Source organism: Trichocoleus sp. FACHB-46 (genome assembly GCF_014695385.1).
Lineage (GTDB): Bacteria > Cyanobacteriota > Cyanobacteriia > FACHB-46 > FACHB-46 > Trichocoleus.
Genome location: NZ_JACJOD010000041.1, coordinates 77,460 through 103,134, shown reverse-complemented (window position 1 = coordinate 103,134; position 25,675 = coordinate 77,460). Strand labels below are relative to the sequence as shown.

The window sequence follows — 25,675 nt, the reverse complement described above, 5'->3', positions numbered from 1 at the left end:
CCCTCTACCCATGACTCTGAATAAATGAAATTACCCTTAACGAATTGATTATGCCCAACCCAAAGCCAGAATACAGCTTCCAGGCGAGATCACCGTGATAATACTCGAACTTCAGCCTTTTGTACCAACGGGTTTAGGCAAATGAAGTCACAGCACGGCTTTTCTCAAAGCACAACGGCTTGGCTGAAACTGAGAGAGCGGTGACAATAGTAAGTGAGTTCTACTTTTCGGCACAGCGTCAATGGACATTCCTCGGCTGCATCCTGACACTATTGAGCAAGTCAAGCAAAAAGCTGACATTGTCGATATAGTTTCTGAGCATGTCGTGCTGCGGAAACAGGGCAAAGACTTTGTCGGGCTCTGCCCGTTCCACGATGACAAGTCTCCGAGCTTCAGCGTCAGTCCCAGCAAGCAGTTTTACTATTGCTTTAGCTGTGGAGCGGGTGGCAACACGATCAAGTTTCTGATGGAGTTGGGTAAAAACTCCTTCAGCGATGTCGTGCTGGATCTGGCTCGCCGCTACCAAGTAAATGTCAAAACTTTGGCTCCAGAACAGCGCCAAGAGTTGCAACGGCAGCTTTCGGTGCGGGAGCAGTTGTACGAGATTTTGTCGCTGACGGCCAAATTTTACGAGCATGCACTGCGACAACCTCAAGGAAAGGTCGCTTTAGATTACCTACAAAACTCTCGGCACCTGAGCCAAGAAACGATTCAGCAGTTTCAACTCGGTTACGCTCCGGCGGGTTGGGAAACGCTGTACGGCTATTTGGTAGAGCAGAAACACTACCCGGTGGAGTTGGTAGACCAAGCTGGATTAATTTTGCCGCGCAAATCTGGGGGTGGTTACTACGACCGTTTCCGCGATCGCTTGATGATCCCGATTCTGGATATTCAAGGTCGTGTGATTGGGTTTGGGGGCCGCACCCTGAGCGATGAGCAACCCAAATACCTCAACTCCCCCGATACGGATCTATTTGACAAAGGCAAAACCCTGTTTGGGTTAGACAAGGCCCGCGCTGCGATCGCCAAGCAAGACCAAGCGGTAGTCGTAGAAGGTTATTTTGATGTAATTGCCCTGCATGCCGCCGGGATTACCAACGCCGTCGCGTCTTTGGGTACCGCATTGAGTGTGGCCCAAGTCAAACAATTACTGCGCTATAGCGAGTCAAAGCAAGTTGTGTTCAACTTTGACGCCGATGCGGCGGGGGTGAAAGCGGCAGAACGGGCAATCGGGGAAGTGGCTGATTTGGCTTACCAAGGTCAGGTGCAGTTGCGAGTCCTCAACATTCCCGAAGGCAAAGACCCGGATGAGTTCTTGCACACGCATTCTTCAGAGCATTACCTCAGCCTCCTGGAAAGAGCGCCCCTGTGGTTAGATTGGCAAATTCAACAAGCGCTCCAAGGCCAAGACCTGAAGCAAGCTGATCAGTTCCAGCAGTCGATTCAGGCGATCGTCAAGCTCCTAGGCAATTTACCCAATACCCCTTTACGAACCCACTATATTCATCAGTGTGCGGGGTTTTTGAGTCAAGGCGATGCCAGGTTTGCGCTGCAACTGGAAGAAAACCTCCGCACCCAAGTTCGGGGGCAGCGTTGGCACGGGCGATCGCAAAAATGGGAAAAACCCACCGATTACAGCTTGCGAGAAGCAGCAGAAGCCCAACTGCTCCGTATCTACATTCATTGCCCCGCTCATCGTCCAGAAGTGCATAACGCCCTTAAAGAGCGTGAACTGGAGTTTAGCTTGTCTCATTACCGCTTTCTGTGGCGGCAGATCCTAGACATTGAAGAAACAGAAAATCAAGAGCCTCAGACCGAACTGCCTCAGTCTTACGCCAGTTGGGAGGAGCACACAGAAGTTGACTTACTCACGGCCCTGCAAGACCGCTGCACTGAGTCGCCAGAGGAAATTAAGCGAGTTCTGCACATTCTGCAACTCGATGAAACAGCAAAGTTAGATATTCTCCGTCCGAGTCTAGCGATTCGCACTGCCACTGCTAGCCTAGAGCGGATTATGTGCGAGAAACGTTGCCGTCACTTGCTGAAGATGTGGGAAGAAGCCACGCAAGCGATCTTGGCTGACCCCAACCAAGTACAAATCCTAGATTCTTTAGAACAAAGCCTAGATGCGGCCTTCGATGTCGAAGCCTTGCGGTTTCAGAAGCTGTTCTACGACGAAAGACGCTACCTGCAAGAACTCGATCGCCAACGCTGCGTCACCCCAGCCGATCTACTAGAAGTGCCGCAGTTGGGTTAGTTGCAATAGAGCGTGTCGCGGGTGTTGCGTCCTGTCGCTGGGTTAGTGCCCTTCGCCACCTTGCAGAGCAAAGTTTGGGCATCTTGTCGAAACTCCACGTCGGTGAAGTCTGCGCCGTCAATCACGGCTCCTTCAAACTTGGCGTTGAAGGCAAAGGCTCCTTCTAGAATCGCATTGGTTAAATTTGCATCTGACAGGCGAGCCGTATCTAGCGTGGCGTTGCTGAGGTTTGCCCCTGCCAAATTGGCAGCTTCCAGATTAGCCCCAAAAAAGCTCACTCCGCGCAAATCACTCTGACTGAGATTGATGCCGCGCATATTGGCCTTAGTAAAGCTGGAGTCTACTAAAACACGGCCCGAAAAGTCGGCCCCCACCAAGAAAGCTTTGTTATAGTCCTCAGCCAAAGCAGGAGCCGCGATCGCCCCCCAAACCAGCAACCCCGCCAGAGTCATCCAGCATAAGCTGAAACAAGCAGTGGCTAGGCGTTGATACCAGGCTGTTTTCACTGGTTTCTGAATTGGGTGCTGAAGCAATGGGAAACCGTACCTTCTGTCCATCTCGCGTACTTTACTAAGTGACTGTGACGAATCAGTGAGTCTGGGAGCCACATCAATCTATAGGCTAGCGCTAAGCGCAGCCTAGACTGACCTGAGCGGTCCCATCCCTGATCCTACCCGAAGCTGTCGGTCTCCTTGGTGAAAAAGCACTAGACTCGTAACGAAGGTTAAAGTCTGACTGCTTCTTCCTGCAAGCAAATTTAAGTAAAGTGCATGAATTCTGACACGCCTAGACCCTCGCGATCGCGCCGCTCGTCTCAATCTAAGAGCGAAATCGGGTTGCTAGGAGAAGCCTTTATTGCAGCATGGTTGCAAGCTCAAGGTTGGGGACTGCTGCATCAACGCTGGCATTGTCGTTGGGGCGAAATTGACCTAATTGCCCAACAACCTGCGGTCCAACAATCCATAGCATCTAGACCTATATCACCTGACCAGATGCGATCGCGTTCAGCCACGCTTGTATTTGTGGAAGTTAAAACTCGTAGCGACAACAATTGGGATACGGACGGCTTGCTAGCGATCACGACCCAAAAGCAAGCCAAGCTTTGGCAGACAGCAGAATTATTTTTGTCCAATTATCCAGAACTTGCAAAACTACCTTGCCGCTTTGATGTGGCGCTGGTGGCGTATCAAACTGAATCAAAAGCGCGATCGCAACCTGAAAAGCTTGGTGTCGATCAAGTTCAGGCTGCGATATTAGCAATGAATCATGTGGTTAACCAGAGTCAAGCAGCGATCGCCCAAGGGCAACCTATTGCGATCGAAGGTTATCAACTAAGCTTAAAAGATTATATCCAAGCGGCTTTCACTTAATTTGCCGTTATCAGGCTACTCCAACACCTGCTGGGAGATGATAGCCAGCCAGAAGAAATTGCCACGTGTTGCAGCTTAAGCTAGCGTCTCAGGACAATAGCCCAGTCCTAGAACAAACTGCTTACGGAACTCTTCAATTTCACCGCGATCGGGGCTACCGTGAGAAACCACCGCTACTTGATAGCGCCGCATCACATCAATGGCAGACTGACCCGTTTCCAGGCTCCACAAAGCCATTTGAATACGAATTTCTGGCTCGTAGGGAATGCCTAGCTCATTCAAGAAAGCTCGGAAATCTCCATCTTCTTGTGGGCTCAAGTAGCGATTCATCTTGACCTTGACGACCCAGCCATCAATCTGATGAATTACAGTCATGAATCGAACAGGCATTAGCGTGGTGCCATGTAGGTGTTCGACGACTCTTAGGGTGAGGCTGGCATTGCCAAGGTAGTAGAGATATTCCATGTTTCTTCGGACCCAGCGAATGCTACATTTCTATTCTTACGGGGATTTGCTGAAGCCAATAGGGGAGAAGCCCCCGACCTCCTATGGGGGGTTCCACCCAATGTTGTTATAAGTTTTGCCCTTCATTGCTTGTCGCAGCCTTACGCTGGTATGAACTTCACGGCCAAACCTCACAATTTTAGTTCCTCAGATCAGCCTGTCACTCCGGCGATCGCGTCCGAGCCTACCTCCGACCAATTACTGAGCGCCTATGACTACGAGTTACCAGAAGAAAGGATTTCTCAAAACCCCGTAGAGCCAAGGGATCAGGCACGGTTGCTCGTCCTCGATTCCCCAACTCAGCATAGCCACCGCATCTTTCGAGACTTGCCAGATCTCCTCCGGTCGGGAGATTTACTAGTGCTCAACAATACCCGTGTGATTCCCGCCAGGTTGTACGGTCGTAAGCCAGGGGGTGCCGCGATCGAAGTTTTGCTCCTAGAACCCCAACCCCAACCTAATTGCTGGCTGGCTCTAGTCAAACCCGGTCGGCGGCTGAAACCCGGAGCGGCAATTGAGTTTGGTCCAGACCCAACTGAGCCACCGAGCTTAAAGGCCACGGTCTTAGCGACGGATGCGCCCACGGGAGGGAGGATTTTGCAGTTCGAGGTGCCCGATGGGGAGTCATTGCAAACACGCCTACACGAACTCGGCCAAGTACCTTTGCCACCCTACATTACCCAATCGGAAGCAGAGCCAGAACGCTACCAAACGGTTTATGCCGCGCAACCTGGAGCTGTCGCAGCCCCAACCGCAGGCTTGCACTTTACCCCTGAGTTGCTGGCTAAGTTACAAGCTCAAGGCATTGACCAAGCCTTCGTTACCTTACATGTGGGAGTCGGCACCTTTCGGCCCGTCGAAGCGGAGGATATTACCCAACATGCTATGCATAGCGAGTGGGTAGAAGTTCCAGCCGAGACAGTCGCCAAAATTCAGCGGACCAGAGCCCAAGGCGGGCGCGTGATTGCTGTGGGTACGACGGTCGTCCGCACCCTGGAAGGAGTGGCGCAGCAAGCTGAGCAGAATGGCAACCAGTTTGGTGAATTGCAGCCCTACCAAGGCAAGGTGAATCTATTTATTTACCCTGGTTATCAATGGCGCGTCGTGGAGGGATTAATTACCAATTTCCATTTGCCTTGCTCCAGTTTGCTGATGCTGGTGAGTGCGTTGGTAAGTCGTCCGCGCTTGATGGCGTTGTACCAAGAGGCGATCGCGGAACAGTACCGTTTCTATTCATTTGGGGATGCCATGCTGGTGTTGCCAGAGGCCAGAATCTAAATCATGGGCATGGGGCGATCGCTCATCTTCAAGCTAATCAGGCGTTCGATTGCAATGCAATTTCCGCAGGTTCGGTGGATCACGACCGCAGAACTCGCTCAATGGCTCAGCAATCCTGTCCGATCGCAACCGCTCCTATTAGATGCTCGAACTCAGGCTGAGTATGCAGTCAGCCATTTGGCAACTGCTCAGCAAATCGATCCGATTGCGCCTGACTTGGCCGCTCTAGGCCAGATTGATCAGGCTACACCCCTAGTTGTCTACTGCTCGATCGGGTATCGCAGTGCGAAAGTTGCGGCTCAGTTGGCGCAAGCAGGCTTCACGCAGGTTTATGACTTGGAAGGCAGCATTTTTCAGTGGGCCAACGAAGCACGACCGCTCTGGCAAGCCGAGCAGCCTACGACCAAAGTGCATCCTTACAACGCCCAGTGGGGCTTGTTGCTCAAGCCTGAGTATCGGGCGGAGTTGCAGGAAGAATTACCTCTAGATTGAAGGCTATGCCCTAATCTTCGTGCTCTTCCACCTGCTGGATTAATTTAGCAATCAAAGCAGTCCAGCCAGTTTGGTGACTCGCACCGATTCCAGCACCATTGTCACCGTGGAAGTATTCGTAGAACAAAATCAAATCTTGCCAGTGTGGGTGGGTTTGAAATTTTTCTGTGTCTCCATAGACGGGGCGACGACCGGCGGCATCTTGGGTAAAAATCTTTATGAGTCGTTGGGAGATTTCGCTGGCGACTTCCCACAAGTTCATCCATTGCCCAGAACCTGTCGGGCATTCCACTTTAAAGTCATCACCTAAGTAATGATGAAACTTTTGCAGCGATTCGATTAGCAAGAAGTTGATGGGAAACCAAATCGGGCCACGCCAGTTAGAATTGCCCCCAAACAAGGCACTAGTGGATTCCGCTGGCTCATAATCAACGCGGTGTTCCTGGCCTTGCGCTTCAAAAATGTAAGGATGCTCGGCGTGATAACGGGACAGAGCCCGAATGCCATAGGGACTGAGGAATTCCTTTTCGTCTAGCATTTTCTCTAGAATCCGCCGCAGTTTATCGCGATAAACGATCGCCAAAAGCCTGCGATCGCCGACCCCCTGCCGTTTCATACAAGCAATATTTTGTGTCAGATCGGGACGATTGCGAATAAACCACTCCGTTCGCTTCCAGAAACCAGGAAACTGCTCTAGGAGTTCCGCTTCGATCGCCTCCACTGCAAACAGAGGAATCAGGCCAACAATGGAGCGAACTTTCAAGCGCACTTGATGCCCGTCTGGGAAATGGAGCACATCATAATAGAAGCCGTCTGCTTCATCCCAGAGGGAGGCTTCTTCTCGGCCCATGCGGTTCATAGCCTCCGCAATGTAGAGGAAGTGCTCAAAGAACTTGCTGGCAATATCTTCGTAGATGGGATTGGCTTTTGATAGCTCTAAGGCGATCGCTAGCATATGCAAGCTATACATGCCCATCCAACTGGTGCCATCCGATTGGTCAATGCGACCTCCGGTAGGCAGTTCGGAACTGCGATCGAATACGCCAATATTGTCTAGACCGAGGAAGCCGCCTTGAAAGACATTATTGCCCGCTGCATCTTTGCGGTTCACCCACCAAGTAAAGTTGAGCAGTAGCTTTTGGAATACTCGCTCTAAAAAAACACTATCGGCCCGACCGTATAGTTTCTGTTCAATCTTGTAAATCCGCCACGCTGCCCAAGCATGGACAGGAGGATTCACATCCCCAAACGCCCATTCATAAGCAGGCAGTTGGCCGTTGGGATGCATGTACCATTCTCGCGTCAGGCGATCCAGTTGGTATTTAGCCAGTTCTGGATCAATCATGGCAATGGGAATCACATGAAAGGCCAGATCCCAGGCCGCAAACCAGGGATATTCCCACTTGTCGGGCATGGAGAGAATGTCATCATTAAATAAATGAATCCACTCAGAGTTTCTCCCTTTCAGCCGCTCCGGGGATACGGATGGCTCAGCAGGCACGTTTTTCAACCATTCATCCACCACGTAGTAGTAAAACTGCTTGCTCCACAATAGGCCCGCAAAAGCTTGACGCTGGATGTTTTGCAAATCGGGCGATCGCGTGAAACAGCAAACCCGTTGGTAAAATTCATCAGCTTCCCGCTGGCGATCGCTAAAAACCCGCTCAAACTCAGCTCCCAAGGGAGAAGCGGTGACAAGCGCTGGAGCCACTTGATTTAATCTGAGTTGAATAGTTTGCGTCTCGCCTGCCTGTACCTGCAAGATATAGTGTGCTGCGGCTTTGGTGCCAACCAATTCAGGATTGACAGCAGTGTGCTCGTCCTGAACTACATAGTTGTTGATGCCATCCTTGAGATAAGCCGAAACGTTAGGCGTCCCAAAAATACGCTCCGTATTGGTTTCATTTTCGGTAAATAGCAGCTCTGTCGGTGGGTCGCAATACAACCAGTAGTCACCCAAGCTGGAATGGGAGGCGGCAATGACGCTGTAATTGTCCTTGTCCTTAGATTTCGCTTTAGACAGTAAGGGCTTGTCGGAGTTGGGAAGGGAGGGACAAGCTTGCTTCTCACTCCCAGACCCCGTACTCCAAGACCAAGTGTTACGAAACCACAGCGTCGGCAATAAATGTAAGGTTTGAGCTTCTGGCCCGCGATTGCTGACCTTGATGCGAATCAAAATGTCTTCTGGAGCCGCTTTAGCATATTCAACCAAGACATCAAAATAGCGTTCTTCGTCAAAAATGCCTGTCTCCAATAGCTCAAACTCTAGTTGATCGCGACCCCGACAAGCATTCTCGGCCACCAATTGCTCGTAAGGAAATGCCTGGTGTGGATATTTATAGAGGCATTTCATGTAGGAATGCGTCGGCGTGTTGTCGAGGTAGAAATAGTATTCTTTAACGTCCTCACCGTGATTGCCTTCTTTCCCAGTCAAGCCAAACAGCCGTTCTTTGAGAATTGTGTCATTGCCATTCCAAAGGGCGATCGCAAAACAAAGCCGTTGATGATTGTCCGAAATGCCTGCGATGCCATCTTCTCCCCAACGGTAAGCCCGCGATCGCGCTTGGTCATGGGTGAAATAGTCCCAGGCTGCCCCGCTAGCACTGTAGTCTTCCCGGACAGTTCCCCACTGGCGATCGCTGAGATACGGTCCCCATCTGCGCCAATGCGCCTGTCTTTGACGAGTTGCTTCTAGCCGTTGAGCTTCTGCGGTGGTGTTTTCTGTCATGGCTCTCTCAAGCGATCGCGTGCAGCAAAGTAAATCTTGGCTCAATCAGCCCTCGATTCTTAAACCCCAATCCTTAAAGTTGAGCCATTTTAACGCACCTGCCTTTGCCGACTCAGCCTCTGTCGAATTGTAGAGTTCGGGCTTGTACTTGCCTGTACTCATCTTTAGTTAGAGCCGTTTTAGCTTAAAGTTTCTTTACATCGGTCAGAAGGAGGGCCTATAGTTTCGCACCCTAGGCAGACTGCGGCTTAGAGGCAACTCGATACTATAGGGACATAACAAGTTTGTTAACAAGTTCGTTGAGGAATGTAAATATGGAATCTCGTCCTTCTGCTGATCTACCCACTGTTGCTAACGCTTATAACGGCAAAGATCGGAACGCCTTTTTGTTTGGTTGGAATCCCCAAGCCGAGCTATGGAACGGTCGTCTAGCCATGATTGGTTTCTTGGCATATCTGTTGTGGGATTTGAACGGTTACAGTGTATTGCGTGACGTGCTGCACTTCTTACCCCAGTACATCGCTCGTTAGTCACTGGCTCGTTAGTAACTGACTGTTAATCACTGAATAAGTCATAAGCATCCAACCTTGTCGTTAGACTGGTGGCCTTAACTCAGCTTAAGTTGCCAGTCTGACCACAAGGTTTTGCTATGGCCCAATGTCCTATTCATCTAGAGTCTCGGAATGGTTAAGTTGGAAAATCGACACATCCAACTCCACTTTTTGCATTAGTTCTGCCAGAAAGCCTTGGTTTAGGAGGCAGACGGGATTAAAGTAAATATTCTTCATAGAAATTGTTTACCCACGCTGAGCGGTGGCTGCTTAGCTTTGTATCTGCCTACTTAAGTCAATCGTTATCTGGAGCTGAAGATTTGATTTCCTCTGAGCAAGTATCCCCACCCGCTGCCCCATTAAAAGAAGAGGTAACGATCGCTGACCCCGCGAAAGAAGCAAACCGTAGCCTGATCACTGCAATAGGCATGTTAAGCCTTTGGGCGACGAGTTTAGCTTGCTTGTTGAGCTTAGATATCTCCGCGTGGCCCTTGTTGTGGAAACTGCCGCTGATGGTTTGGCAAATGTTTCTCTACACAGGGCTATTCATCGTCGCGCATGATGCGATGCATGGAGCGGTATATCCCAAAAACTCCAAGATTAATGATGGAATGGGAGCGATTGCTTTATCTTGCTATGCCCTGTTTTCTTTCGAGAAGCTAAAGCAAAAACATTGGCAACATCATCAGCATCCAGTGAGCGAACGAGACCCAGATTCTCATAATGGCAAGCATCAGAATTTTTTTGCTTGGTACTTTCAGTTCATGAAATCCCACTGGAGCTGGGTCAGAATATTGGCCTTAGTTGCGCTCTTTCACACCATTCGCTTGACGCTGGCTTTGCCAGCAGAAAACATGACGCTGTTTTGGGTCATTCCTTCGATCTCCAGCTCGGTACAACTGTTTTTCTTTGGCACCTACCTGCCGCACCGAGAACCAGAAGGAGGATACAAAAATCACCATCGGGCCCAAAGTAACCCCCTTCCAGTTTTCTGGTCTTTCATTACCTGCTATCACTTTGGCTATCACGAGGAGCACCATGAGTACCCGCAGCTAGCTTGGTGGCAACTACCCGGAGCGGCTAAAGCACAAGGAACGATCTGAGCACACTATTTGCCAGATTTCTCGGCCTTAGTGTCAGTAGTTTTGTCACTCGCTTTGGCGTCACTCGGTTTATCTGTTTTAGGGTCCGATGAAGCTTTAGAGTCCGGCGATTGGAGCGCTTGGTCCAGTACAGTCCGCGCCTCTTCTGCTTGGGCTCTAGCTTCTCGGTAACGGAGGTTGGTTTGAGCAAAAGTCTTCAAGGTTTTGAAGCCTTCTTTGAGGTTGGCGATCGCCTCCTCGCTCACCGACTCATCTGTAAACAGAATATCGACCTGCTCTCGCACTTTGACTGCTTCAGAACGCAATTCTTGCACCTTCAGCTTGAGCGTAGCCAAGTTGCTGAGAATTTGCACTGCCTGGGTGACAGCATCTTCGTCGGCGGAGACCGTTGAGCTTGGTTCTTTCACTTCAATAAATTGTTGAGGGCCAAATCCTTCTGCCAAATCGGTCGGTAACTTGCCTGAATCCATCAGCTCCATCAGCTGATCCATTGCCTTTTCACGGGCTTTGGCAGAATCTTTGCCAGATACAGTCAGAATAATTTCAGGGCTTTGCGCTAGCGTATACTGAACCATAAACGTACATCTGTACTAAAGTCTTCTCTTCAATCTTAATGTGTTGCAGCCTAGGACTGCGGCAGTTGTCGAACGTGCTACTGGGGCTGGGTCCGAGCTTGTCTTACCATGGCAATCAAAGTTTGGTGAGCATCTTCCGAGTCTTGCAGTTCGTGGTCAAACTCAACCCGAAGTGGGGTTATCGCTCCCTCAACCTGAGCCATCAAGTTCATCCCTTGGGCATCAATCGAAACCATCTCCGCCGCAGTGGCACTGGTCGCTCCAGCATAGGCTTTGGCATAAAGCACGATCGCCTCGGCATGGTCTTCGTTCATATGTTTGCAAATGCGATCGCTAATACTAGGGGTTAATGGATCAGCCATAACCAAATCTCCTCTATCAAATTATGAGCAAATCATGGGTACCTGTTGGGAAGTTTAGCAGAGGCAAGGGCTAGGGATGGTAAGCTCACAAAGGTCTTGGTTAATGCATTGGAGGAAGAACTGTGTTTGCTGGCAAACGGCCCACTAATCTTGGCGTTCAAAATGGTAGCTTAGCACCCTGCCCAAATACCCCTAACTGTGTCAATAGCCAAAGTACAAGCCCAACTTGTCAGATTGCCCCTTTGACTTACACCTCCACAGCAACCCAAGCGATCGCTGACCTCAAAACGGTGATCCAAAATCTGGAGCGTACAACCATCGTTACGGAAAGGCCTAACTACTTGTACGCAGAATTCAAAAGCGCTTTGATGGGCTATGTGGATGACGTGGAATTTTACCTGGATGAAGTTCAGCAAGTGATTCACGTGCGATCGGCCTCGCGCTTGGGCAAATCGGATTTAGGGGTTAACCGCAAACGCATTGAAACAGTTCGAGCCAAGCTGCAAGCTCTGCAAAGTCAAGGTTAGAACTAAAGCACTCCTGCTGTTAGCTACAACACTTGACTTGCTAGTCAAGAGTGGTGAGTTTTGTGGTTGGAAGGGCGATCGCTCTATGCCTTAACTTGAATATAATCACTTGATTTTTATCCTATTACTCCACAAATTTCTCCTCGAGTCAGGCTAATTAGCTGTTATGGGATCTTAGGCTGAGTTCAGGAGCTAAAAAGGCGAAACATTTACTTCGCCTTTCTACCGAAGCGTACTGTTCAGGGTTATTATGCGGAAAACTTTCCGCATAATAACCTCAAAAGCTAATTATGGAGAGACAGGTCATCTGATCACCTCATAGGAGATCTTAGGTGAAAAAGTACACCTAGTAATAGTTATGCCTTTTTTGTATTTTGTGGAGGAATATGGACACTGAAAGCTGGGAGTTATTTTCGGCGCTAGCCACACCGGTGATGTTGCTGCACGTCATCCTCAACGTCCTGTTCGCAGTCGGACTCAACGTCCTGTTCGCAGTCGGAGTTGGCCACGATGTCGGTGTACTTCAGCGCCGCAGACGTAGGACGGCTCTGGTGGGACCGATGGTGTGGGTGTTCGCCACCCTGCTCGGTGGTGTCTTCGTGGCCGGCCTGTATTGGGTCATCCACCATTCAACCCTGAGCCAAGGCGAAGTCTAGGCGGAGGAGCGTTTACCGGGGGCGGTAATCCCCTACGGCGAGGCATAACAACCACATGCACCCGACTCGTATCACAATGCCTCTCACGTATGTTGCGCGGGCGGGTGATGCCGGGCGTTAGGCACCTCACCGCAAGTTGATAGCTGAGTTAGGAGACACCGTGACTTACGAAGAGTTGAAACAGTTGAGATGGAATGAACTGGGGAGCAAGACGTCTAGGCACCAGAGGGTCTGGCGCTTCGGTGCAGAGGAGGCTTGGCATTTTGCTCAGGACACTGGCTTGCTGATCTCCGAATTTGAGGATGGCATTGAGGCGCATTAACCAGCACAGACCGTTGGAACCTTCAACACGAGCAGCCAAACATGGGTGTGGGCAATGGGACAATCCGTCCACCGTGCCAGACTCTTGTCACGATGCGTTGGTAGTTCGCAAATGCGGCAAGCAGTATGCAATCGCTGAGCTTACCAAGCCCGTTTGGGAAGGAACTGAAATAGACGCCTGGCAAATACTGCAATTGCTGCAAAGCTGAGCAATGCGCAGGATGCATACCGCGGTTCCAACGAACCAACGCTCGTGTTCTTTACCTTTGGCGGAGTTAAGCTGGCCCGTTCCCCAGACAGCGTCTAACTAGCGATTGCACCCGACACTGCGCCGCGGAGCTTGCCTAATGACCTCAGTTTGATCATGCGGCACCGGTGAATCTAGGCGCTAGCTGACTAAGCTCATGATACAAAGAGATATCGCTAGCCCACAGTCTATGCGCTTATTCAGAATTTCGACAAACACAAGATTTGGAAACGTGTCGAAGGGCGATCGCTAGAATTTGAATTGAAATTTTTACTGGTTTGTTCAGAGCGCTGAGGGATAAGTGTCGGGCACTTCATTATCCTCGACAGGCTCATCGCGGTCTAGCGGTTCGACCGCACGGGTGTCATCAATATGAATGATGGCATCAAACTGGCTGGGTAACTGGGTGTGGAAATAGTGGCTTAGCCGCTCGGAGTGAGGACGGTAAATCACGCCGATCGCCCTCTCTAAGCGGGGTTTTCGTAGCTGGGCGATCGCCAGATTATCTTGGCGGAGATTCAACCAAAAGCGGGGTAATCCAGTCTCGTGGAAGAGCGCTTCGTAGCTATTGGGCAGTGCAGGTCTGACTTGCTTGAGTTCAGCAGGGCCATCCCAATCGGTCGCTGCTGTGACGGTGCCAGTATAGGTGCTGAAGCCAACCAACACGGCATCTTCACCGTAACGCTCTCGCACCAGTTGACCGACATTCCATTCACCCGCTTCCCCCATATCGGTAGCTCTAGCATCGCCTAAGTGAGAGTTATGTGCCCAAACCACGATCTTGGCGGGTTGCTGCTGTTTCTCTAGATGGGCCGATAAGTGGTCAAGTATTTCTGCCATATGGCGATCGCGCAAATTCCAAGAAGACACTCGCCCTCGGAACATGGAGCGGTAGTACTCCTCAGCATTCTTGACCAGTCGAGCATTCTGCTCCGCATAGAAGAACTCATCCTCGGCTAAGGGGCCATCTCTGCGCGTATACTCACTCGCCTGTCTTTGCAACTCTAAAAGTTGATCTACCGCTCCACCTTCACAGGATTCTGCCATGCCAGAGCTAGTCGCATATCCGTAACTCTGAGAATCCTCCTCGAAATGCTCGAAACAAGCATAGCGAGAACGCGCTCTCTGAGATGCTTCTGGATCAATTTGGTCGAGATACTTCAGCACTGCTTCAATGGAACTGTAGAGGCTGTAAAGATCAAGACCATAGAAACCAACTTTAGTCCTCTCTGGCGGCAAAGCTGCATTATATTGATGCAGCCAGTTAACGAAATTCAGCACGTCTGTATTTCGCCACATCCAAGTCGGGAAGCGATGAAAGTTACCCAGTGCTTCGTTACTGGTGGCATCCTCACTCATGCCTTGGACAAAGCGGTTAACTCGGTAAGCATCAGGCCAGTCAGCTTCTACTGCAACTGCTGCAAAGCCTCTTTCTTGAATCAACCGCTTGGTAATTTCAGCCCGCTGCTCATAGAACTCATGGGTGCCATGTGTCGCCTCGCCAATTAAGACAAACCGAGCATTCCCACCTAGATCCATCAACGGGTCGTAATCTGAAGCAGAACCTGAGAGAGGATGGGCGCATTGGCGTACTACATCAGCTAGTTCGGCGATCGATTTTTCTAGCATGGCTGAAGCCCTACCCGCAGATGAACTGCTAACGATTGCATTCATCCTAAGTAGCGAAAAGATTGCTGACCTCTGGCTAAAGGGCTTGCTCTAGAAACATCGCGTTCTATCTAGGGAATGAAAGGGTCTGCGGGATTGCAAAGTTGATTGGAAGCCTATATCACACGGCAATCTCAGGCAATACAAAAAAGAGAAGCCAAGGCATCCCTCAGCTTCTCCCAGTTACAAGTAGATGGGACGATTATTGGAGAGGTCGGCCAGTGTTTCCTGGTCTATTTGCCGTCATGGCACGACTAGCCATTTGATAGTGATTGTTGATGTTGGGCAGCAGGGCCGAGGCGTACTGTTTCACATCAGCCGCTTTTCCGTGCTGAATTTCTGTCCGGTACAAAGCGATCGCTTGCATGTGCAGATTTTCTTGGACACCCATATAGGCGCGATCGAAGTTTGTGCCAGAGAGCAGGGCCAGTTGCTGGGCGATCGCTGCATTGAGGGGACCAGGATCAGTGGGTAGCGTGATCCGATGTTGGGCTGCGACTTGAGACAGGCGTTGGTTTGCCTGAGTATGCTCCCGGATCATCTGCTGCGCGTAGGTTCTCACCATCTGATTAGATGACTTTTGCAAGGCTAGCTGAGAGGTTTGAATCTCAGCATTATTTCCGCGAGCTGCCATCAGGACAAATTCGCGGTCTAAAGCGGTGGGTGCAGTTGCAGCGCCCCGTTGTTGATTTGTTGTGCTTTGAGCAGATCGATTAGCTGGGGTGCTAGGCCGAGGAGTCATCTGCGCCAGCACTGGAAAACTGATCAGTGATGTGAGGGCTGCTGCTCCCACAAGAGTAGTAGCTTTATTAAAGTAGTTGAGTCTTTTCATGGCGCTTAAACCTAGATGTGAAGAGTAAATTGAACCAGCTCGACCGTTTGAATTTGAAGTTATAAAAAACGACCGCCCCATAAGCAGAGTAACGACTGCTATCTAAGCAACCCTCTGTCTAAAGAGCGGAGATGAAGATTATGGGATCACAGGCTAGAAAATCTATTGCACTGTGTTGGCAGACTGATTAAACAATAGATCCCGCGATCGCTCAATATTGAGTGCTTGGTCTTTGAAAGCTGCCGCTTTTTCATAGGCTCGGATCGTAGCTGGGCGCGCTTTAATCGCTTTAAACCAGCGTTCGATATTGGGAAAGTCTTCTAGCTTTTGGCCTTGCATCTCGTAGGGCACGATCCAGGGATAAATTGCCATATCCGCGATCGAATATTCTCCTGCAACAAATTCGCGATCGCTTAATTGTTTATTGAGTACTGCATACAGACGAGCAGTTTCATTTACATAGCGATTAATCGCATAAGGAATTTTCTCTGGCGCATATTGGTTAAAGTGGTGGTTCTGACCTGCCATTGGCCCTAATCCACCCATTTGCCAAAACAACCACTGCAACGTTTCGACACGACCTCGGAGATCGGCAGGAATGAACTGGCCAGTTTTTTCCGCTAAATACAACAGAATCGCTCCAGACTCAAACACAGAAATTGGATCACCACCTCCCACAGGCTCACGATCGACGATCGCGGGAATCCGGTTGTTAGGAGCAATCTGGAGGAATTCGGGCTTGAACTGATCGCCTGCACCAATGTTAATCGGCACCAACTCATAGGGCAGATTTGTTTCCTCTAGAAACAAAGTGATTTTGTGTCCGTTTGGAGTCGTCCAGTAATAAAGCTCAATCATGATGCTGTCTCCTAATATTGCTTGGGAAAATTACACACCATATTGCTTAAACCAAGCCTGAAGCCGTTTCCAACCATCCTTCGCGTCTCTTTCGCGATAAGAGGGACGGTAATCGGCAAAAAAGGCATGAGGTGCATCAGGATAAACAATGATTTGGGATTTGCTGCGACCCAATTTCAGGCGATCGCGCATCTCCTCCACTGTCTCTAGAGAAATTCCGGTATCCTCTCCACCATAAAGTCCTAAAACTGGGGTTTTCAGTTGGGGCGCAATATCAACCGCATGTCTGGGTGTAAGAGGGCTGCGATCGCCTACCAAGCGGCCATACCAAGCCACGCCTGCTTTCACTTGCGGATTATGTGCGGCATAGAGCCAAGTCATGCGACCGCCCAGCAAAAGCCCGTAATCCCCAAACGCTTACTATTGCCCTTAGCAGACTTCACCGCCCAATTCACCGTGGCATCGAGATCAGACAGCACTTGAGCATCTGGCACTTTTGCCACTACCTTCCGGATCTCGTCCACGCTGCTTAGCGTCAGGACATTGCCTTGCCGCACAAATAATTCCGGAGCGATCGCCACATATCCCAACTGAGCAAAGCGACGGCAGACATCTTGGATATGCTCATGCACGCCAAAGATTTCTTGGATTACCAAAATAACAGGAAAATTTTGGCCTCTGGCAGGCATGGCTCTGTAAGCGGGAATGTTGCCATCTTTGACCGGAATTTTTACGGCACCCGCAATCAATCCCTTCGCGTCTGTCCGAATAACTTTGGCCGAAATAGGTTCTACTGCTAAGGCAAAGCCAGTTGCCAAGGCAGCAGTCGTAATAAACTGACGCCGCGTAATTTCTTTCATGACTGTGCCTATATCCCCCCACTGAACACTGATTTCTAGTGTAGAAGGTCAGAAGTTTTTGTGATTTCGCTAAGCCAGTGCAACACCGGATGTTGGAGGTGCAAAAGAAATATATATAATGACTACCTACCCTAATGAATGCTGCATTCAGCACCCATGTCAGAACATCCTACTCCTCCAACCACCAAACCCACCGTCCCTTATTTTTCCTCTGGTCCTTGTGCCAAGCGCCCTGGCTGGAGTGTGACCAATTTGAAAAATGCTTGTGTGGGTCGCTCCCATCGCTCTGCTGACGGCAAAGCTAAACTTGCAGAAGTCATCGATCGCTCTAAAAAAATCTTGGGTGTTCCCGCAGATTATCGGCTGGGCATTGTGCCTGCTTCCGACACAGGTGCGGTCGAAATGGCCCTGTGGTCACTGCTAGGACCGCGCCCCGTCGATATTTTAGCGTGGGAAAGTTTTGGTCAGGAATGGGTAAAAGATGTTTTAGATGAGCTGAAATTACCAAATGTCAACCTGATCAAAGCTCCCTACGGCAGTCTGCCCGACTTGGGCCAAGTGGATTTTAGCCACGATGTAGTGTTCCTCTGGAATGGCACTACTTCAGGCGTGAGAGTGCCCAATGGTGACTGGATTCCCAGCGATCGCCAAGGCTTGACCATTTGCGATGCCACCTCCGCAGTATTCGCAATGGACATCCCCTGGGACAAAATCGATGTCCTGACTTACTCCTGGCAGAAAGTCTTGGGTGGCGAAGCTCAACATGGCGTAGTCGTTCTTTCTCCTCGTGCTGTCGAGCGCCTAGAGAGCTATCAACCCACCTGGCCAATCCCGAAAATTTTCCGGCTCAGCCAAAAAGGTAAGTTGATTGAAGGCATCTTCAAAGGTGACACCATCAACACACCTTCGATGCTGTGTGTAGAGGACGCGATCGACAGTTTGAATTGGGTCGAGAGTGTGGGTGGCTTATCTGGTTTGATTCAGCGCAGTGAAGCCAACCTCAGCGCGATCGCTCGTTGGGTAGAGCAACGCGATTGGGTAGACTTCTTGGCTGAAAAACCAGAAACTCGCTCTTGCACCTCGATCTGCCTAAAAGTAGCTGACCCTTGGTTCACAAATCTCAGTGCGGAAGACCAAGCGACTTTTGCCAAGAAATGGGCGAAAACTTTAGAAAAGCAAGGTGTTGCTTATGATGTTGCTCCCTATCGGGCTGCACCTCCAGGACTGCGGATCTGGGGCGGAGCCACGGTAGAAACTTCCGACATCGAAGCTCTCCTACCCTGGCTTGACTGGGCCTACGTCGCTGTCAAAGCTGAATTCGCTGCTGTGGCCTGATTAACTCGCCTATCGTTAATCAGCAAGCCTGAGACGAGGCATCAATCATCGTAAGCGTTGCCCTATCTGTATCTCTAAACTTGATGAGACACAGATGGGGTCACCAGTTAGGCTAACTGCCTAAGCATCCATCAACGATACAATGCGTGAGAACCAATAAACGACTTCTGGATCGCAGCAGGTCGTAAGCCGAGCAATTTCTACTGCCATTTGGTATGCTGCTTCACCCTTGGGGTGATTAAAGAGACCTGCGTGATTCAGTAATGCCGCCTTCAAATCTCCTGGGTAAGCTGGTGTAGGCCGTGATTCCTTCATTTGCAAGCGTAGCAGAATCGGATTCCAATCAATCTCATTAGCGATAGGATGTGTATCCATAGCAACTTGTCATACTGAATTGTTTATATTTATAAGCTAGTTTCTAAAGAAGATAGAAGCAAATATATATAGTTCTTGAGTTGATAAATTTAATTGATTGGATTCTCTGTCTAAATACAGTTGACTAACCAAATGTGTAGCGCCAAGCGATTATTTAATTAATAATTCAATGTAAACACTGAGGTTTTTGGCCCATTAAGCTATAGTCGCCTATCCAAAGGTAGATCAAAGGTAGCGGTTGCTTCTATAGAAATTATGTTTTTACAGGAATTGAGCAATCTAGAAGTTGGAGGCTGCGCTTAGGCGCTGCTAGTTTGACGCAGAATTTCAATATTCAGTTCTAATTTATTGCCTAGCCATAGAGCATGGTTTGTGTGGTCCAAGACATCATCGCCTGTCTCCGGATGCACCAAAACATCCAACCCCTCGCGATGTAGCATCAGCCAAGGAACAACCCTTACGAACTGATCGGGTAGGAAAGCTATCTGGTACATCGCTTGAGGATGAGGGCCAATCGGGCGATCGTGCCACCGTCCCAAACGCACCTCAAAAGCAGCCAGTCCCTCCCGTACCCGCGCTGCAACATCACGAGTTTTAGGACCATAGTAGATGTGAGCGTGGAATCCAGTGATTGTGGTTGTTGCTTCTACCATTTTTCTCGGCTCCACGACTGATCTCTTTTCACCGACTAGCTTACAGCTATTTTCAAAGGATCCAAACTTTGGAAAAGCGTGGCAATGGCTTAAGTCAATCCACATAGCAATTTCCCCTTAAATCCTAATTTGAAAGGATCTAAAGGGAAATTGTAGGATGTGAATTCGCCAACCGAGTAAACATCATGCTGAACGGCATGGTATTCAGTTAAGTTGGGATACTGTTCTGAAAAAGTTAAAGTTCTGTATTTGAAGCTTACTGTAGCAGTTCAAATTGTTGCTGAATCCAGTTAAATCCCCTGCCAATACAACTTGAACAAACCTGGCCTTGACTCTTGCCTTGTTCGTTACAGACAATCACTTGCGCTTCTTTCATGGCAAACGATTGCCCGCAGAGCTGACAAAGACTGCTTTTGGAGGGAAACTTATTCGGTTCAATTTGGAGCTGCATAATGTTTTACCAACTTATTTATGTTTGTAGTTCTGAGTTCTTACTAAAAGATTTGATCAAACGATTGATCTTAATAGTCTGGGTTGGCAATCATCCATAGGCTCTCATCAGCGATACACCTCACACCACAAATGCTGTTGTTATAAAGTATGCTGTACTCCTCTTCAAATGTCGTCTAGACAAAGATAGGATCTCTTTTACAGGATGCTGTATTCACTATCACACTGCTTGCCTTAAAGAAAGCCCTTGTACCATTCTTAATGTAATGATTGAGAGCCATCCAGGCTAGGGAACTAAAACACGACCTATTTGTTCTGCGCGATTATACTGTTCCAAAACTTGTTGCGCGATCGCCTTGGCTTTTCCTGCCACCGTCAAGGCAACACAAGCTCCCCCAAACCCTGCTCCTGTCAGCCTGGCACCAAATACACCAGGGGTTTTCTGCAAAATTTCAACTAGATGATCTAACCCTGCAATGGAGACCTCATAATCATCCCTTAAGCTCGCGTGGGAATCGTTCATTAGTTCGCCAAAGCGCTCGGCTGATACACCCTTCCGAGCTTCTAGCACGCGGTTATCTTCTGTAATCACATGACGCGATCGCCGCTTGAGGAGTTCAGGAAGATGGGCGATCGCCTCGACATCACTGATATCCCTCAATGCCCCAACTCCTAATTGTTTCGCAGCCTCTTCGCATTCTTCCCGCCGTTGGTTATAGCCACTGCCTGCCAATGTGCGAGGGATACCACTGTCGATCACTAAAATCTCGGCCCCTGACGGAAAAGGAAGAAGTTCGCGATCGAGGGTGCGAGTATCCAGAAACAGGAGATGATTTGTATCCGCAAGGCTAGAGGCCATCTGATCCATAATGCCGCACTGCACCCCTGCATACTGTCGCTCGGCTTCCTGTCCTAGTTGAGCAATGCGAACATCATCAAGATCAAGCTGTAGCAGCGATCGCAGCCCTCTCAACATCGCCACTTCTAAAGCTGCACTGCTCGAAAGTCCTGACCCCATTGGCACAGACGAGGTGACATAGACATTGAGCGGTGGCACCGTAATTCCCTGTTTCTCCAGTACGCCAATGCAACCAAAGATATAGCTAGCAAAGCTTTCCGGGACAGGATCAGAAGTTTTCACATCGATCTGTTCTTCTAGCTCCTGCGAATAGAAGTGATGTTGATCGTCAGGGCTTAGGCCAAGATAAACAGTGGTTTTTTGCGGGATAGCGGTTGGCAATACAAAGCCGTCGTTATAGTCGGTATGTTCGCCTAGCAGGTTAACTCGTCCCGGCGCACTCGCTTCAACTTTGGGCGCAGCATTAAAGATCTGTTGAAAGTCCATATGAAAGCTTATAGTTGAGAATTTAAAGTTCTAACGGAACAGGTCTCGATCGCCCTTCTACCTCAACACTAGGCCAGTTCGGGTCAAAGGTAAGATCCTCTAAACTGCCATCCGGGTGCAGCACAAAAGTATCTTCAATTTTGCCTCCCCGCAGACTGGGATTCCAAGCGATCGCCATATTTGCCATAAGACAATCAGTGGTAGCTGGATTAGCCACCACCTCACGCGCCAGATAACCCGTCGTTCCCCCTTGATGATGCTCGTAAATCGCTTGAGGATACCCTTGCTGTTTGTAAGCCTGTTGCAAGCTGGTATAAACCTGATTGAGGGGCGTACCTCTACGGCACTGCTCTAAAGCAGCCGCCTCAATCTCTCGAACCTGCCGATGCAGTTCCTTTTGCTCAGCCGCTAGAGAACCGAAGCAAATAAACCGAGTCAGATTGGCATAGAGTCCAAAGCCGCGAGCACAAAACACCATCATTGCCACTTGACCAATCGGTGCGGCGCTAGCAGTAGGATGGCGATAAAGCGGCAGACGGCGTTCTCCAGCAGCCAAAGTTAGAGCGGGATGTAACCCTCGCTTCCATAGCGCAGCGGCTCCTACTCCTGCCAGTTGGTGTTCAGTCCAGTCAGGTTTGGCTTGAGTGAGCGCTTCTGTCATCGCTTCACTAGCTAAACGTCCTACTTGACGGTAGCGATCGAGTTCACTAGGTAGAAGAGTGCGTTTCTGCTGTACCAAAGCAGTGGGTAAAAGCATTTCAGGGCTATGAGGCAATAAACTCACAGGTCGATCGCTCAGAACTTTCCCCTCTCTAGTCACCTCCGCTACAAAAGCTTCGCGCTTGGTCGATTCTGCCCAGGGGGCGACCTGTAACTGATAAAATTCACCGCGATCGCCTGTTAACTCCTCATCTCGAAAACGCTGGGCTTCAATTTCATCCGTGAGCACCCAAGCCCCATCGGGAGTCACCAAAACTTCAGCCACCCCAGACTCAGCCGCTAACAACACGGTGTTAGACGCACCTCCCGTTGCCCAAGCAAACCAATCCGTGCCACGTAAGCGAACTCCAGCCGCTCCAGTTTCCTCTAAAGTATCTCGAATGCTCGTAAGCTTCTCAGAAATTTCCGTTCCTGGTTGCATGACCATGGTTGATGGGTTGTTGAGGTTCTTTAATTACTGAGATAGCTGCAACTTGCATCTACAACATCAGCCCTTGGCAGGACTAAGCGGCAGGACTAAGCCAAATTACCCAGCTGTCAGGCTAGGCGTAGGCTGACTCTGCCAAATTCACCACCACGGCTTGGAGATCTTTAGCCTTTTCCTCTGGAAGGGCATCATTAGCAAACATTCCAGCCGCCAGTTCTGTACCCGCCAGATATTTGAGTCGATCAGCAGTGCGGTAGGGCGGATAAAACTCCGCGTGTAGATGCGATTCTGGGTGGAGTTGACCGTCAGTAGGAGCTTGATACCAAGCCATTAAGTAAGGAAAAGGCCGATTCCATAAACCGTCGAATTTTAGAGTAACGGTCTTCAGCGCCTTCGCTAAACTCCTCCGTTGTTCCTGAGTCAGCTCGCCCAAAGTCGGCACAGGTTGAATCGGAGCCACCCACACTTCATAGGGATAACGCGCACAGATCGGCACAAAAGCGATCGCCCACTCATCTCGATAAAGAATCCGCTGATCGTCGGCAATCTCTTGCTGAATTAAATCTTGTAGGAGGCCCCGCTGATGCTGCTGGTAATAAGCTTGCTGCTGTTCTAGCATCCGGGCAGGCACCGGGGGCACAAAAGGATAAGCGTAGATCTGCCCGTGTGGGTGGTGCAGCGTCACGCCAACTTCAACCCCTTTATTCTCGAAGGGGAGTACATATTGAATTTGAGCTTGATCGCCCAAAGCTCGCGTGCGATCGCCCCAGACTTGCAGCAGCAAATCGAGGTGATCCAGTTCTAAATTAGAGAGCGATTTACTCGGGTCTTGGGTAAAGACCACCACTTCGCAAGCACCATTAGCAGGCAGGGTATCCACAATAAGATGCGGTGGATCGTGGGCCTGGACTGCCATTGATGGAAAACGATTTTCAAATACCGCAATGTCGTACTGGCCTTGCGGAAGTTCTGTAGGAAATTCGGGGTTTGTTGTGGGGGCGAGTGGGTTGTACTCAGGGGGTGGCATAAAAGTTCGCCCCTGACGATGGCTGGCATAAGCCACCCACTCACCCCGCAATGGATGCCAACGGAGATGAGGATTTGCCTGAATCGGCTCGTTACCAGGACTGGGAGCCTGGATGCCCGCTGCAATGGGGCATCTGCTGTACAGGGTGAGCTTGCGACCATCCGGCTTGAGGAGTTCCTGGAGGTACATTTTCTGCACTGGACCACGGGGTTGTAACTGATGGTGGCAGTATAGATCTCTCCACTTCTGGATTGTCCCTACCTAGAGTTGCAGATGCGATCGCCTCTAGCGGAAACTTCGGCGTGCGATCGGCGTACAGAAGACCATTGGCTTCCTGGAATGTATCTGTCAACTGGGTATAGCAGAAACCACTAAACATCTGAACCCGATTCACAGTTGAAAGCAAAGCGCTGTATTGCTGTTGCAGTTCCGAGGTGTCTGATGAGCGGGCATAACCCCAAGCTTTGTAAGCTTCCGTATCAGCGGGACGGGTATAAGCAATGCCACCAAACTCGGTCAGCATAATCGGCTGGCCTTGGTGAGGATAGCAGTCCAGCGTTAAGACACGTCCTCCGGGTCGCTGATTGTGCAGCAAATCAGAAATCTTGATTTCTGGGCCATAGCGCTTGGCTAATCTTTGCGGGTTGTTGTCGTAATCGTGAATCGCCAGAATATCAGTAGTAGTGCTTTCCCAGCCATCATTGCCAATAACCGGGCGACTGGGGTCTAAGGTTTTGGTCAAGTAATAAAGTGCCTGGACATAGTGTTGATGTGCCCGAGTTTCAGTGAGGTTAGGCACACCCCAAGATTCGTTGAAAGGAACCCAAGCCACAATACAAGGGTGGCTAGCGTCCCGCTCGATCACCTCTGTCCACTCTTTTGTGATCCGTTCTACGGCTTTAGGCGTAAAGCGATAGGCACTAGGCATTTCTTCCCAAACTAGTAGGCCCATCGCATCGGCCCAGTAGAGGAAGCGAGGATCTTCAACTTTTTGGTGCTTGCGGACGCCATTAAAGCCCATGAGCTTGGTCAGCTCAATATCTTGGCGCAGTGCTTCATCCGAGGGCGGCGTCATGAGCGTATCAGTCCAGTAGCCCTGATCCAGCACCAGACGTAGATAATAAGGGTGCCCGTTGAGCATGAAGCGATCGCGCTGAATTGAGACAGTCCGCATCGCCGTGTAGGACTTGACTTCATCTAACAACTCACCGTGACGCCAGAGCTGTACCTGAGCATCAATCAGAGTTGGTTTTTCGGGGCTCCAAAGTAGAGCGTTGCGGTAATCATCAATGCCAGGGTCAGACAGGGCAATCCGCCGATGAATTTCACCATTGATCACTTCGTAAACATCGTTCACGAGTAAGCGGCTATCTACTGTCAACCGGACACTGAGGCGCAAATCATCGCAGGTGTTGCCAGCAATCAGCGCTTCAAAGCCAATTTCCCAGCGCTCAAAGTGGGGAGTCCAGCGAATTTTTTCTAAGTAAGTTTCTGGCACCGTCTCAATCCAGACAGTCTGCCAAATACCACTGGTGCGGGGGTACCAAATGCTGTGAGCTTCTAGCAACCAGTCTTGCTTACCTCTGGGCTTGGCGAGGTCTTGGGGGTCATCTTGGGCCCAAACAGTGACTCGCTGAGGGCCTTCAGGGCGCAAAGCTGGGGTGATGTCAAAACTGAAGGAAGTGTGACCACCTTCATGTTCTCCAATGAACTGACCGTTGACCCAAACGCGAGCGTGGTAATCAACTGCACCAAAATGTAGCAACACACGAGCAGGATGAGCGCTTTGAGTTGGGCTTAATTCAAAGTCGCGCTCGTACCAGCAGTTGGGGTGAAACCCTGTGTCACCGATACCACTGCGTTGTGATTCTGGCGCGAAGGGAACTTCAATTGTGTGGGTCCACTCGGCGACATCGGTGGGCTGGACCCAGTTGCTTTCATTATTGAAGGCAAATTTCCAGGCTCCATTGAGGTTGAGCCAGTTAGCTCGCTGTAACTGTGGACGAGGATACCCCGTTTCAAGCTGGCGAAACATCGCGATCGCGCTGGAATCAGAGGGGGCATTGATTTCGAGGCTTCTGCCGAGTAATTTCATCAAACTTGAACCCTAGCTACTTAACGAAGAATGCCCTTTGCTACCCCTGATTTATCTAT

27 protein-coding genes and 1 pseudogene are annotated in these 25,675 nt (G+C 50.0%); 11 read left to right on the top strand and 17 right to left on the bottom strand.

Going from position 1 to position 25,675, the window contains the following annotated elements; all coding sequences use genetic code 11:
- Nucleotides 1-241: 241 nt before the first annotated feature.
- Nucleotides 242-2,257 (top strand): DNA primase, encoded by a 2,016-nt coding sequence (gene dnaG, locus H6F72_RS23935; RefSeq protein WP_190441690.1) that lies wholly within the window; start codon nucleotides 242-244, stop codon nucleotides 2,255-2,257.
- On the opposite strand, the gene H6F72_RS23930 is transcribed toward dnaG, so the two are convergent.
- Nucleotides 2,254-2,763, bottom strand: coding sequence for a pentapeptide repeat-containing protein (locus tag H6F72_RS23930; RefSeq protein WP_370527559.1), 510 nt, complete (start codon nucleotides 2,761-2,763; stop codon nucleotides 2,254-2,256). The genes dnaG and H6F72_RS23930 overlap by 4 nt on opposite strands.
- Nucleotides 2,764-3,027: 264 nt before the next feature.
- Between H6F72_RS23930 and H6F72_RS23925 the strand changes: the two genes are divergently transcribed.
- The gene (locus tag H6F72_RS23925; protein ID WP_190441688.1) at nucleotides 3,028-3,627 is read left to right on the top strand and encodes a YraN family protein; all 600 of its coding nucleotides are present in this window, start codon (nucleotides 3,028-3,030) and stop codon (nucleotides 3,625-3,627) included.
- Between the two features lie 75 nt (nucleotides 3,628-3,702).
- On the opposite strand, the gene H6F72_RS23920 is transcribed toward H6F72_RS23925, so the two are convergent.
- Nucleotides 3,703-4,092, bottom strand: a complete 390-nt coding sequence (locus H6F72_RS23920) for a hypothetical protein (protein WP_190441687.1) — start codon at nucleotides 4,090-4,092, stop codon at nucleotides 3,703-3,705.
- Between the two features lie 150 nt (nucleotides 4,093-4,242).
- On the opposite strand from H6F72_RS23920, the gene queA reads away from it, so the two are divergent.
- A complete protein-coding gene (gene queA / locus H6F72_RS23915) occupies nucleotides 4,243-5,409 on the top strand; it encodes a tRNA preQ1(34) S-adenosylmethionine ribosyltransferase-isomerase QueA (protein WP_190441685.1) in 1,167 nt (388 codons plus the stop codon).
- A 54-nt stretch (nucleotides 5,410-5,463) separates the two neighbouring features.
- Nucleotides 5,464-5,901, top strand: coding sequence for a rhodanese-like domain-containing protein (locus tag H6F72_RS23910; protein WP_199299267.1), 438 nt, complete (start codon nucleotides 5,464-5,466; stop codon nucleotides 5,899-5,901).
- A 10-nt stretch (nucleotides 5,902-5,911) separates the two neighbouring features.
- Here the strand turns inward: H6F72_RS23910 and H6F72_RS23905 are convergent, their stop codons facing one another.
- Nucleotides 5,912-8,629 carry a glucosidase gene (locus tag H6F72_RS23905; RefSeq protein WP_190441682.1) on the bottom strand — a complete coding sequence of 906 codons (2,718 nt, stop codon included), beginning with the start codon at nucleotides 8,627-8,629 and terminating at the stop codon, nucleotides 5,912-5,914.
- Here H6F72_RS23905 and H6F72_RS30880 point away from each other — a divergent pair.
- A complete protein-coding gene (locus H6F72_RS30880; protein ID WP_255527371.1) occupies nucleotides 8,628-8,762 on the top strand; it encodes a hypothetical protein in 135 nt (44 codons plus the stop codon). The genes H6F72_RS23905 and H6F72_RS30880 overlap by 2 nt on opposite strands.
- Before the next feature lie 181 nt (nucleotides 8,763-8,943).
- On the top strand, nucleotides 8,944-9,159 hold the full coding sequence (locus tag H6F72_RS23900; protein ID WP_190441681.1) for a chlorophyll a/b-binding protein: 216 nt from the start codon (nucleotides 8,944-8,946) through the stop codon (nucleotides 9,157-9,159).
- Nucleotides 9,160-9,291: 132 nt separating this feature from the next.
- On the opposite strand, the gene H6F72_RS30875 is transcribed toward H6F72_RS23900, so the two are convergent.
- Entirely contained in the window at nucleotides 9,292-9,417 is a 126-nt protein-coding gene (locus H6F72_RS30875) for a hypothetical protein (protein WP_255527370.1), read from the bottom strand.
- Between the two features lie 83 nt (nucleotides 9,418-9,500).
- Here H6F72_RS30875 and crtW point away from each other — a divergent pair, with 83 nt between their 5' ends.
- On the top strand, nucleotides 9,501-10,283 hold the full coding sequence (gene crtW, locus H6F72_RS23895) for a beta-carotene ketolase CrtW (protein ID WP_190441680.1): 783 nt from the start codon (nucleotides 9,501-9,503) through the stop codon (nucleotides 10,281-10,283).
- 5 nt (nucleotides 10,284-10,288) lie between these two features.
- Here the strand turns inward: crtW and H6F72_RS23890 are convergent, their stop codons facing one another.
- Complete coding sequence (locus H6F72_RS23890) at nucleotides 10,289-10,858, bottom strand: hypothetical protein (RefSeq protein ID WP_190441679.1); 570 nt, start codon at nucleotides 10,856-10,858, stop codon at nucleotides 10,289-10,291.
- Between the two features lie 77 nt (nucleotides 10,859-10,935).
- Entirely contained in the window at nucleotides 10,936-11,220 is a 285-nt protein-coding gene (locus H6F72_RS23885; protein ID WP_190441678.1) for a DUF2470 domain-containing protein, read from the bottom strand.
- Nucleotides 11,221-11,342: 122 nt separating this feature from the next.
- On the opposite strand from H6F72_RS23885, the gene H6F72_RS23880 reads away from it, so the two are divergent.
- The 3 genes from H6F72_RS23880 to H6F72_RS23870 all read left to right on the top strand — a co-directional run bounded on the left by H6F72_RS23880 (nucleotide 11,343) and on the right by H6F72_RS23870 (nucleotide 12,933).
- The gene (locus H6F72_RS23880) at nucleotides 11,343-11,747 is read left to right on the top strand and encodes a DUF1499 domain-containing protein (protein WP_190441677.1); all 405 of its coding nucleotides are present in this window, start codon (nucleotides 11,343-11,345) and stop codon (nucleotides 11,745-11,747) included.
- A gap of 386 nt (nucleotides 11,748-12,133) precedes the next feature.
- On the top strand, nucleotides 12,134-12,403 hold the full coding sequence (locus tag H6F72_RS23875; protein ID WP_190441676.1) for a hypothetical protein: 270 nt from the start codon (nucleotides 12,134-12,136) through the stop codon (nucleotides 12,401-12,403).
- Nucleotides 12,404-12,705: 302 nt separating this feature from the next.
- Nucleotides 12,706-12,933 (top strand): DUF6882 domain-containing protein, encoded by a 228-nt coding sequence (locus H6F72_RS23870; RefSeq protein WP_190441673.1) that lies wholly within the window; start codon nucleotides 12,706-12,708, stop codon nucleotides 12,931-12,933.
- A 320-nt stretch (nucleotides 12,934-13,253) separates the two neighbouring features.
- Here the strand turns inward: H6F72_RS23870 and H6F72_RS23865 are convergent, their stop codons facing one another.
- The 4 genes and pseudogenes from H6F72_RS23865 to H6F72_RS23850 all read right to left on the bottom strand — a co-directional run bounded on the left by H6F72_RS23865 (nucleotide 13,254) and on the right by H6F72_RS23850 (nucleotide 17,018).
- Nucleotides 13,254-14,645 (bottom strand): erythromycin esterase family protein, encoded by a 1,392-nt coding sequence (locus H6F72_RS23865; protein ID WP_199299266.1) that lies wholly within the window; start codon nucleotides 14,643-14,645, stop codon nucleotides 13,254-13,256.
- A 196-nt stretch (nucleotides 14,646-14,841) separates the two neighbouring features.
- Nucleotides 14,842-15,471: a DUF4142 domain-containing protein gene (locus tag H6F72_RS23860; protein ID WP_190441671.1), complete on the bottom strand. Its 630-nt coding sequence runs from the start codon at nucleotides 15,469-15,471 to the stop codon at nucleotides 14,842-14,844.
- 162 nt (nucleotides 15,472-15,633) lie between these two features.
- Nucleotides 15,634-16,329 carry a glutathione S-transferase N-terminal domain-containing protein gene (locus H6F72_RS23855; protein ID WP_190441669.1) on the bottom strand — a complete coding sequence of 232 codons (696 nt, stop codon included), beginning with the start codon at nucleotides 16,327-16,329 and terminating at the stop codon, nucleotides 15,634-15,636.
- A 30-nt stretch (nucleotides 16,330-16,359) separates the two neighbouring features.
- Nucleotides 16,360-17,018 (bottom strand): annotated as a pseudogene (locus H6F72_RS23850) (dienelactone hydrolase family protein).
- 327 nt (nucleotides 17,019-17,345) lie between these two features.
- Between H6F72_RS23850 and H6F72_RS23845 the strand changes: the two are divergent.
- The gene (locus H6F72_RS23845; protein ID WP_190441667.1) at nucleotides 17,346-18,524 is read left to right on the top strand and encodes a phosphoserine transaminase; all 1,179 of its coding nucleotides are present in this window, start codon (nucleotides 17,346-17,348) and stop codon (nucleotides 18,522-18,524) included.
- A gap of 120 nt (nucleotides 18,525-18,644) precedes the next feature.
- Here H6F72_RS23845 and H6F72_RS23840 read toward each other — a convergent pair whose 3' ends face one another.
- The 7 genes from H6F72_RS23840 to H6F72_RS23810 all read right to left on the bottom strand — a co-directional run bounded on the left by H6F72_RS23840 (nucleotide 18,645) and on the right by H6F72_RS23810 (nucleotide 25,616).
- Nucleotides 18,645-18,899, bottom strand: coding sequence for a hypothetical protein (locus tag H6F72_RS23840; protein WP_190441665.1), 255 nt, complete (start codon nucleotides 18,897-18,899; stop codon nucleotides 18,645-18,647).
- A 299-nt stretch (nucleotides 18,900-19,198) separates the two neighbouring features.
- The gene (locus tag H6F72_RS23835) at nucleotides 19,199-19,552 is read right to left on the bottom strand and encodes a DOPA 4,5-dioxygenase family protein (RefSeq protein WP_190441663.1); all 354 of its coding nucleotides are present in this window, start codon (nucleotides 19,550-19,552) and stop codon (nucleotides 19,199-19,201) included.
- A 256-nt stretch (nucleotides 19,553-19,808) separates the two neighbouring features.
- Nucleotides 19,809-20,003, bottom strand: a complete 195-nt coding sequence (locus H6F72_RS23830) for a hypothetical protein (RefSeq protein WP_190441661.1) — start codon at nucleotides 20,001-20,003, stop codon at nucleotides 19,809-19,811.
- A 285-nt stretch (nucleotides 20,004-20,288) separates the two neighbouring features.
- Nucleotides 20,289-21,347 carry a galactokinase gene (gene galK / locus H6F72_RS23825; RefSeq protein ID WP_190441659.1) on the bottom strand — a complete coding sequence of 353 codons (1,059 nt, stop codon included), beginning with the start codon at nucleotides 21,345-21,347 and terminating at the stop codon, nucleotides 20,289-20,291.
- Nucleotides 21,348-21,369: 22 nt separating this feature from the next.
- On the bottom strand, nucleotides 21,370-22,488 hold the full coding sequence (locus tag H6F72_RS23820; protein WP_190441877.1) for a Xaa-Pro peptidase family protein: 1,119 nt from the start codon (nucleotides 22,486-22,488) through the stop codon (nucleotides 21,370-21,372).
- A 121-nt stretch (nucleotides 22,489-22,609) separates the two neighbouring features.
- Nucleotides 22,610-23,710 carry a galactose-1-phosphate uridylyltransferase gene (galT, locus tag H6F72_RS23815; protein ID WP_190441657.1) on the bottom strand — a complete coding sequence of 367 codons (1,101 nt, stop codon included), beginning with the start codon at nucleotides 23,708-23,710 and terminating at the stop codon, nucleotides 22,610-22,612.
- A complete protein-coding gene (locus H6F72_RS23810) occupies nucleotides 23,613-25,616 on the bottom strand; it encodes a glycoside hydrolase family 2 protein (protein ID WP_190441653.1) in 2,004 nt (667 codons plus the stop codon). Before H6F72_RS23810 ends, galT begins: the two co-directional genes overlap by 98 nt.
- Between the last annotated feature and the right edge of the window lie 59 nt (nucleotides 25,617-25,675).

Excerpts from the sequence above, each read along its gene's own strand:
- dnaG (WP_190441690.1), top strand. The coding sequence starts at position 242 with ATGGACATTCCTCGGCTGCATCCTGACACTATTGAGCAAGTCAAGCAA.
- H6F72_RS23925 (WP_190441688.1), top strand. The coding sequence starts at position 3,028 with ATGAATTCTGACACGCCTAGACCCTCGCGATCGCGCCGCTCGTCTCAA.
- H6F72_RS23920 (WP_190441687.1), bottom strand. The coding sequence starts at position 4,092 with ATGGAATATCTCTACTACCTTGGCAATGCCAGCCTCACCCTAAGAGTC.
- queA (WP_190441685.1), top strand. The coding sequence starts at position 4,243 with ATGAACTTCACGGCCAAACCTCACAATTTTAGTTCCTCAGATCAGCCT.
- H6F72_RS23910 (WP_199299267.1), top strand. The coding sequence starts at position 5,464 with ATGCAATTTCCGCAGGTTCGGTGGATCACGACCGCAGAACTCGCTCAA.
- H6F72_RS30880 (WP_255527371.1), top strand. The coding sequence starts at position 8,628 with ATGGCTCTCTCAAGCGATCGCGTGCAGCAAAGTAAATCTTGGCTCAAT.
- H6F72_RS23905 (WP_190441682.1), bottom strand. The coding sequence starts at position 8,629 with ATGACAGAAAACACCACCGCAGAAGCTCAACGGCTAGAAGCAACTCGT.
- H6F72_RS23900 (WP_190441681.1), top strand. The coding sequence starts at position 8,944 with ATGGAATCTCGTCCTTCTGCTGATCTACCCACTGTTGCTAACGCTTAT.
- H6F72_RS30875 (WP_255527370.1), bottom strand. The coding sequence starts at position 9,417 with ATGAAGAATATTTACTTTAATCCCGTCTGCCTCCTAAACCAAGGCTTT.
- H6F72_RS23890 (WP_190441679.1), bottom strand. The coding sequence starts at position 10,858 with ATGGTTCAGTATACGCTAGCGCAAAGCCCTGAAATTATTCTGACTGTA.
- H6F72_RS23885 (WP_190441678.1), bottom strand. The coding sequence starts at position 11,220 with ATGGCTGATCCATTAACCCCTAGTATTAGCGATCGCATTTGCAAACAT.
- H6F72_RS23875 (WP_190441676.1), top strand. The coding sequence starts at position 12,134 with ATGGACACTGAAAGCTGGGAGTTATTTTCGGCGCTAGCCACACCGGTG.
- H6F72_RS23870 (WP_190441673.1), top strand. The coding sequence starts at position 12,706 with ATGGCATTGAGGCGCATTAACCAGCACAGACCGTTGGAACCTTCAACA.
- H6F72_RS23865 (WP_199299266.1), bottom strand. The coding sequence starts at position 14,645 with ATGAATGCAATCGTTAGCAGTTCATCTGCGGGTAGGGCTTCAGCCATG.
- H6F72_RS23860 (WP_190441671.1), bottom strand. The coding sequence starts at position 15,471 with ATGAAAAGACTCAACTACTTTAATAAAGCTACTACTCTTGTGGGAGCA.
- H6F72_RS23855 (WP_190441669.1), bottom strand. The coding sequence starts at position 16,329 with ATGATTGAGCTTTATTACTGGACGACTCCAAACGGACACAAAATCACT.
- H6F72_RS23845 (WP_190441667.1), top strand. The coding sequence starts at position 17,346 with ATGTCAGAACATCCTACTCCTCCAACCACCAAACCCACCGTCCCTTAT.
- H6F72_RS23840 (WP_190441665.1), bottom strand. The coding sequence starts at position 18,899 with ATGGATACACATCCTATCGCTAATGAGATTGATTGGAATCCGATTCTG.
- H6F72_RS23835 (WP_190441663.1), bottom strand. The coding sequence starts at position 19,552 with ATGGTAGAAGCAACAACCACAATCACTGGATTCCACGCTCACATCTAC.
- H6F72_RS23830 (WP_190441661.1), bottom strand. The coding sequence starts at position 20,003 with ATGCAGCTCCAAATTGAACCGAATAAGTTTCCCTCCAAAAGCAGTCTT.
- galK (WP_190441659.1), bottom strand. The coding sequence starts at position 21,347 with ATGGACTTTCAACAGATCTTTAATGCTGCGCCCAAAGTTGAAGCGAGT.
- H6F72_RS23820 (WP_190441877.1), bottom strand. The coding sequence starts at position 22,488 with ATGCAACCAGGAACGGAAATTTCTGAGAAGCTTACGAGCATTCGAGAT.
- galT (WP_190441657.1), bottom strand. The coding sequence starts at position 23,710 with ATGTACCTCCAGGAACTCCTCAAGCCGGATGGTCGCAAGCTCACCCTG.
- H6F72_RS23810 (WP_190441653.1), bottom strand. The coding sequence starts at position 25,616 with ATGAAATTACTCGGCAGAAGCCTCGAAATCAATGCCCCCTCTGATTCC.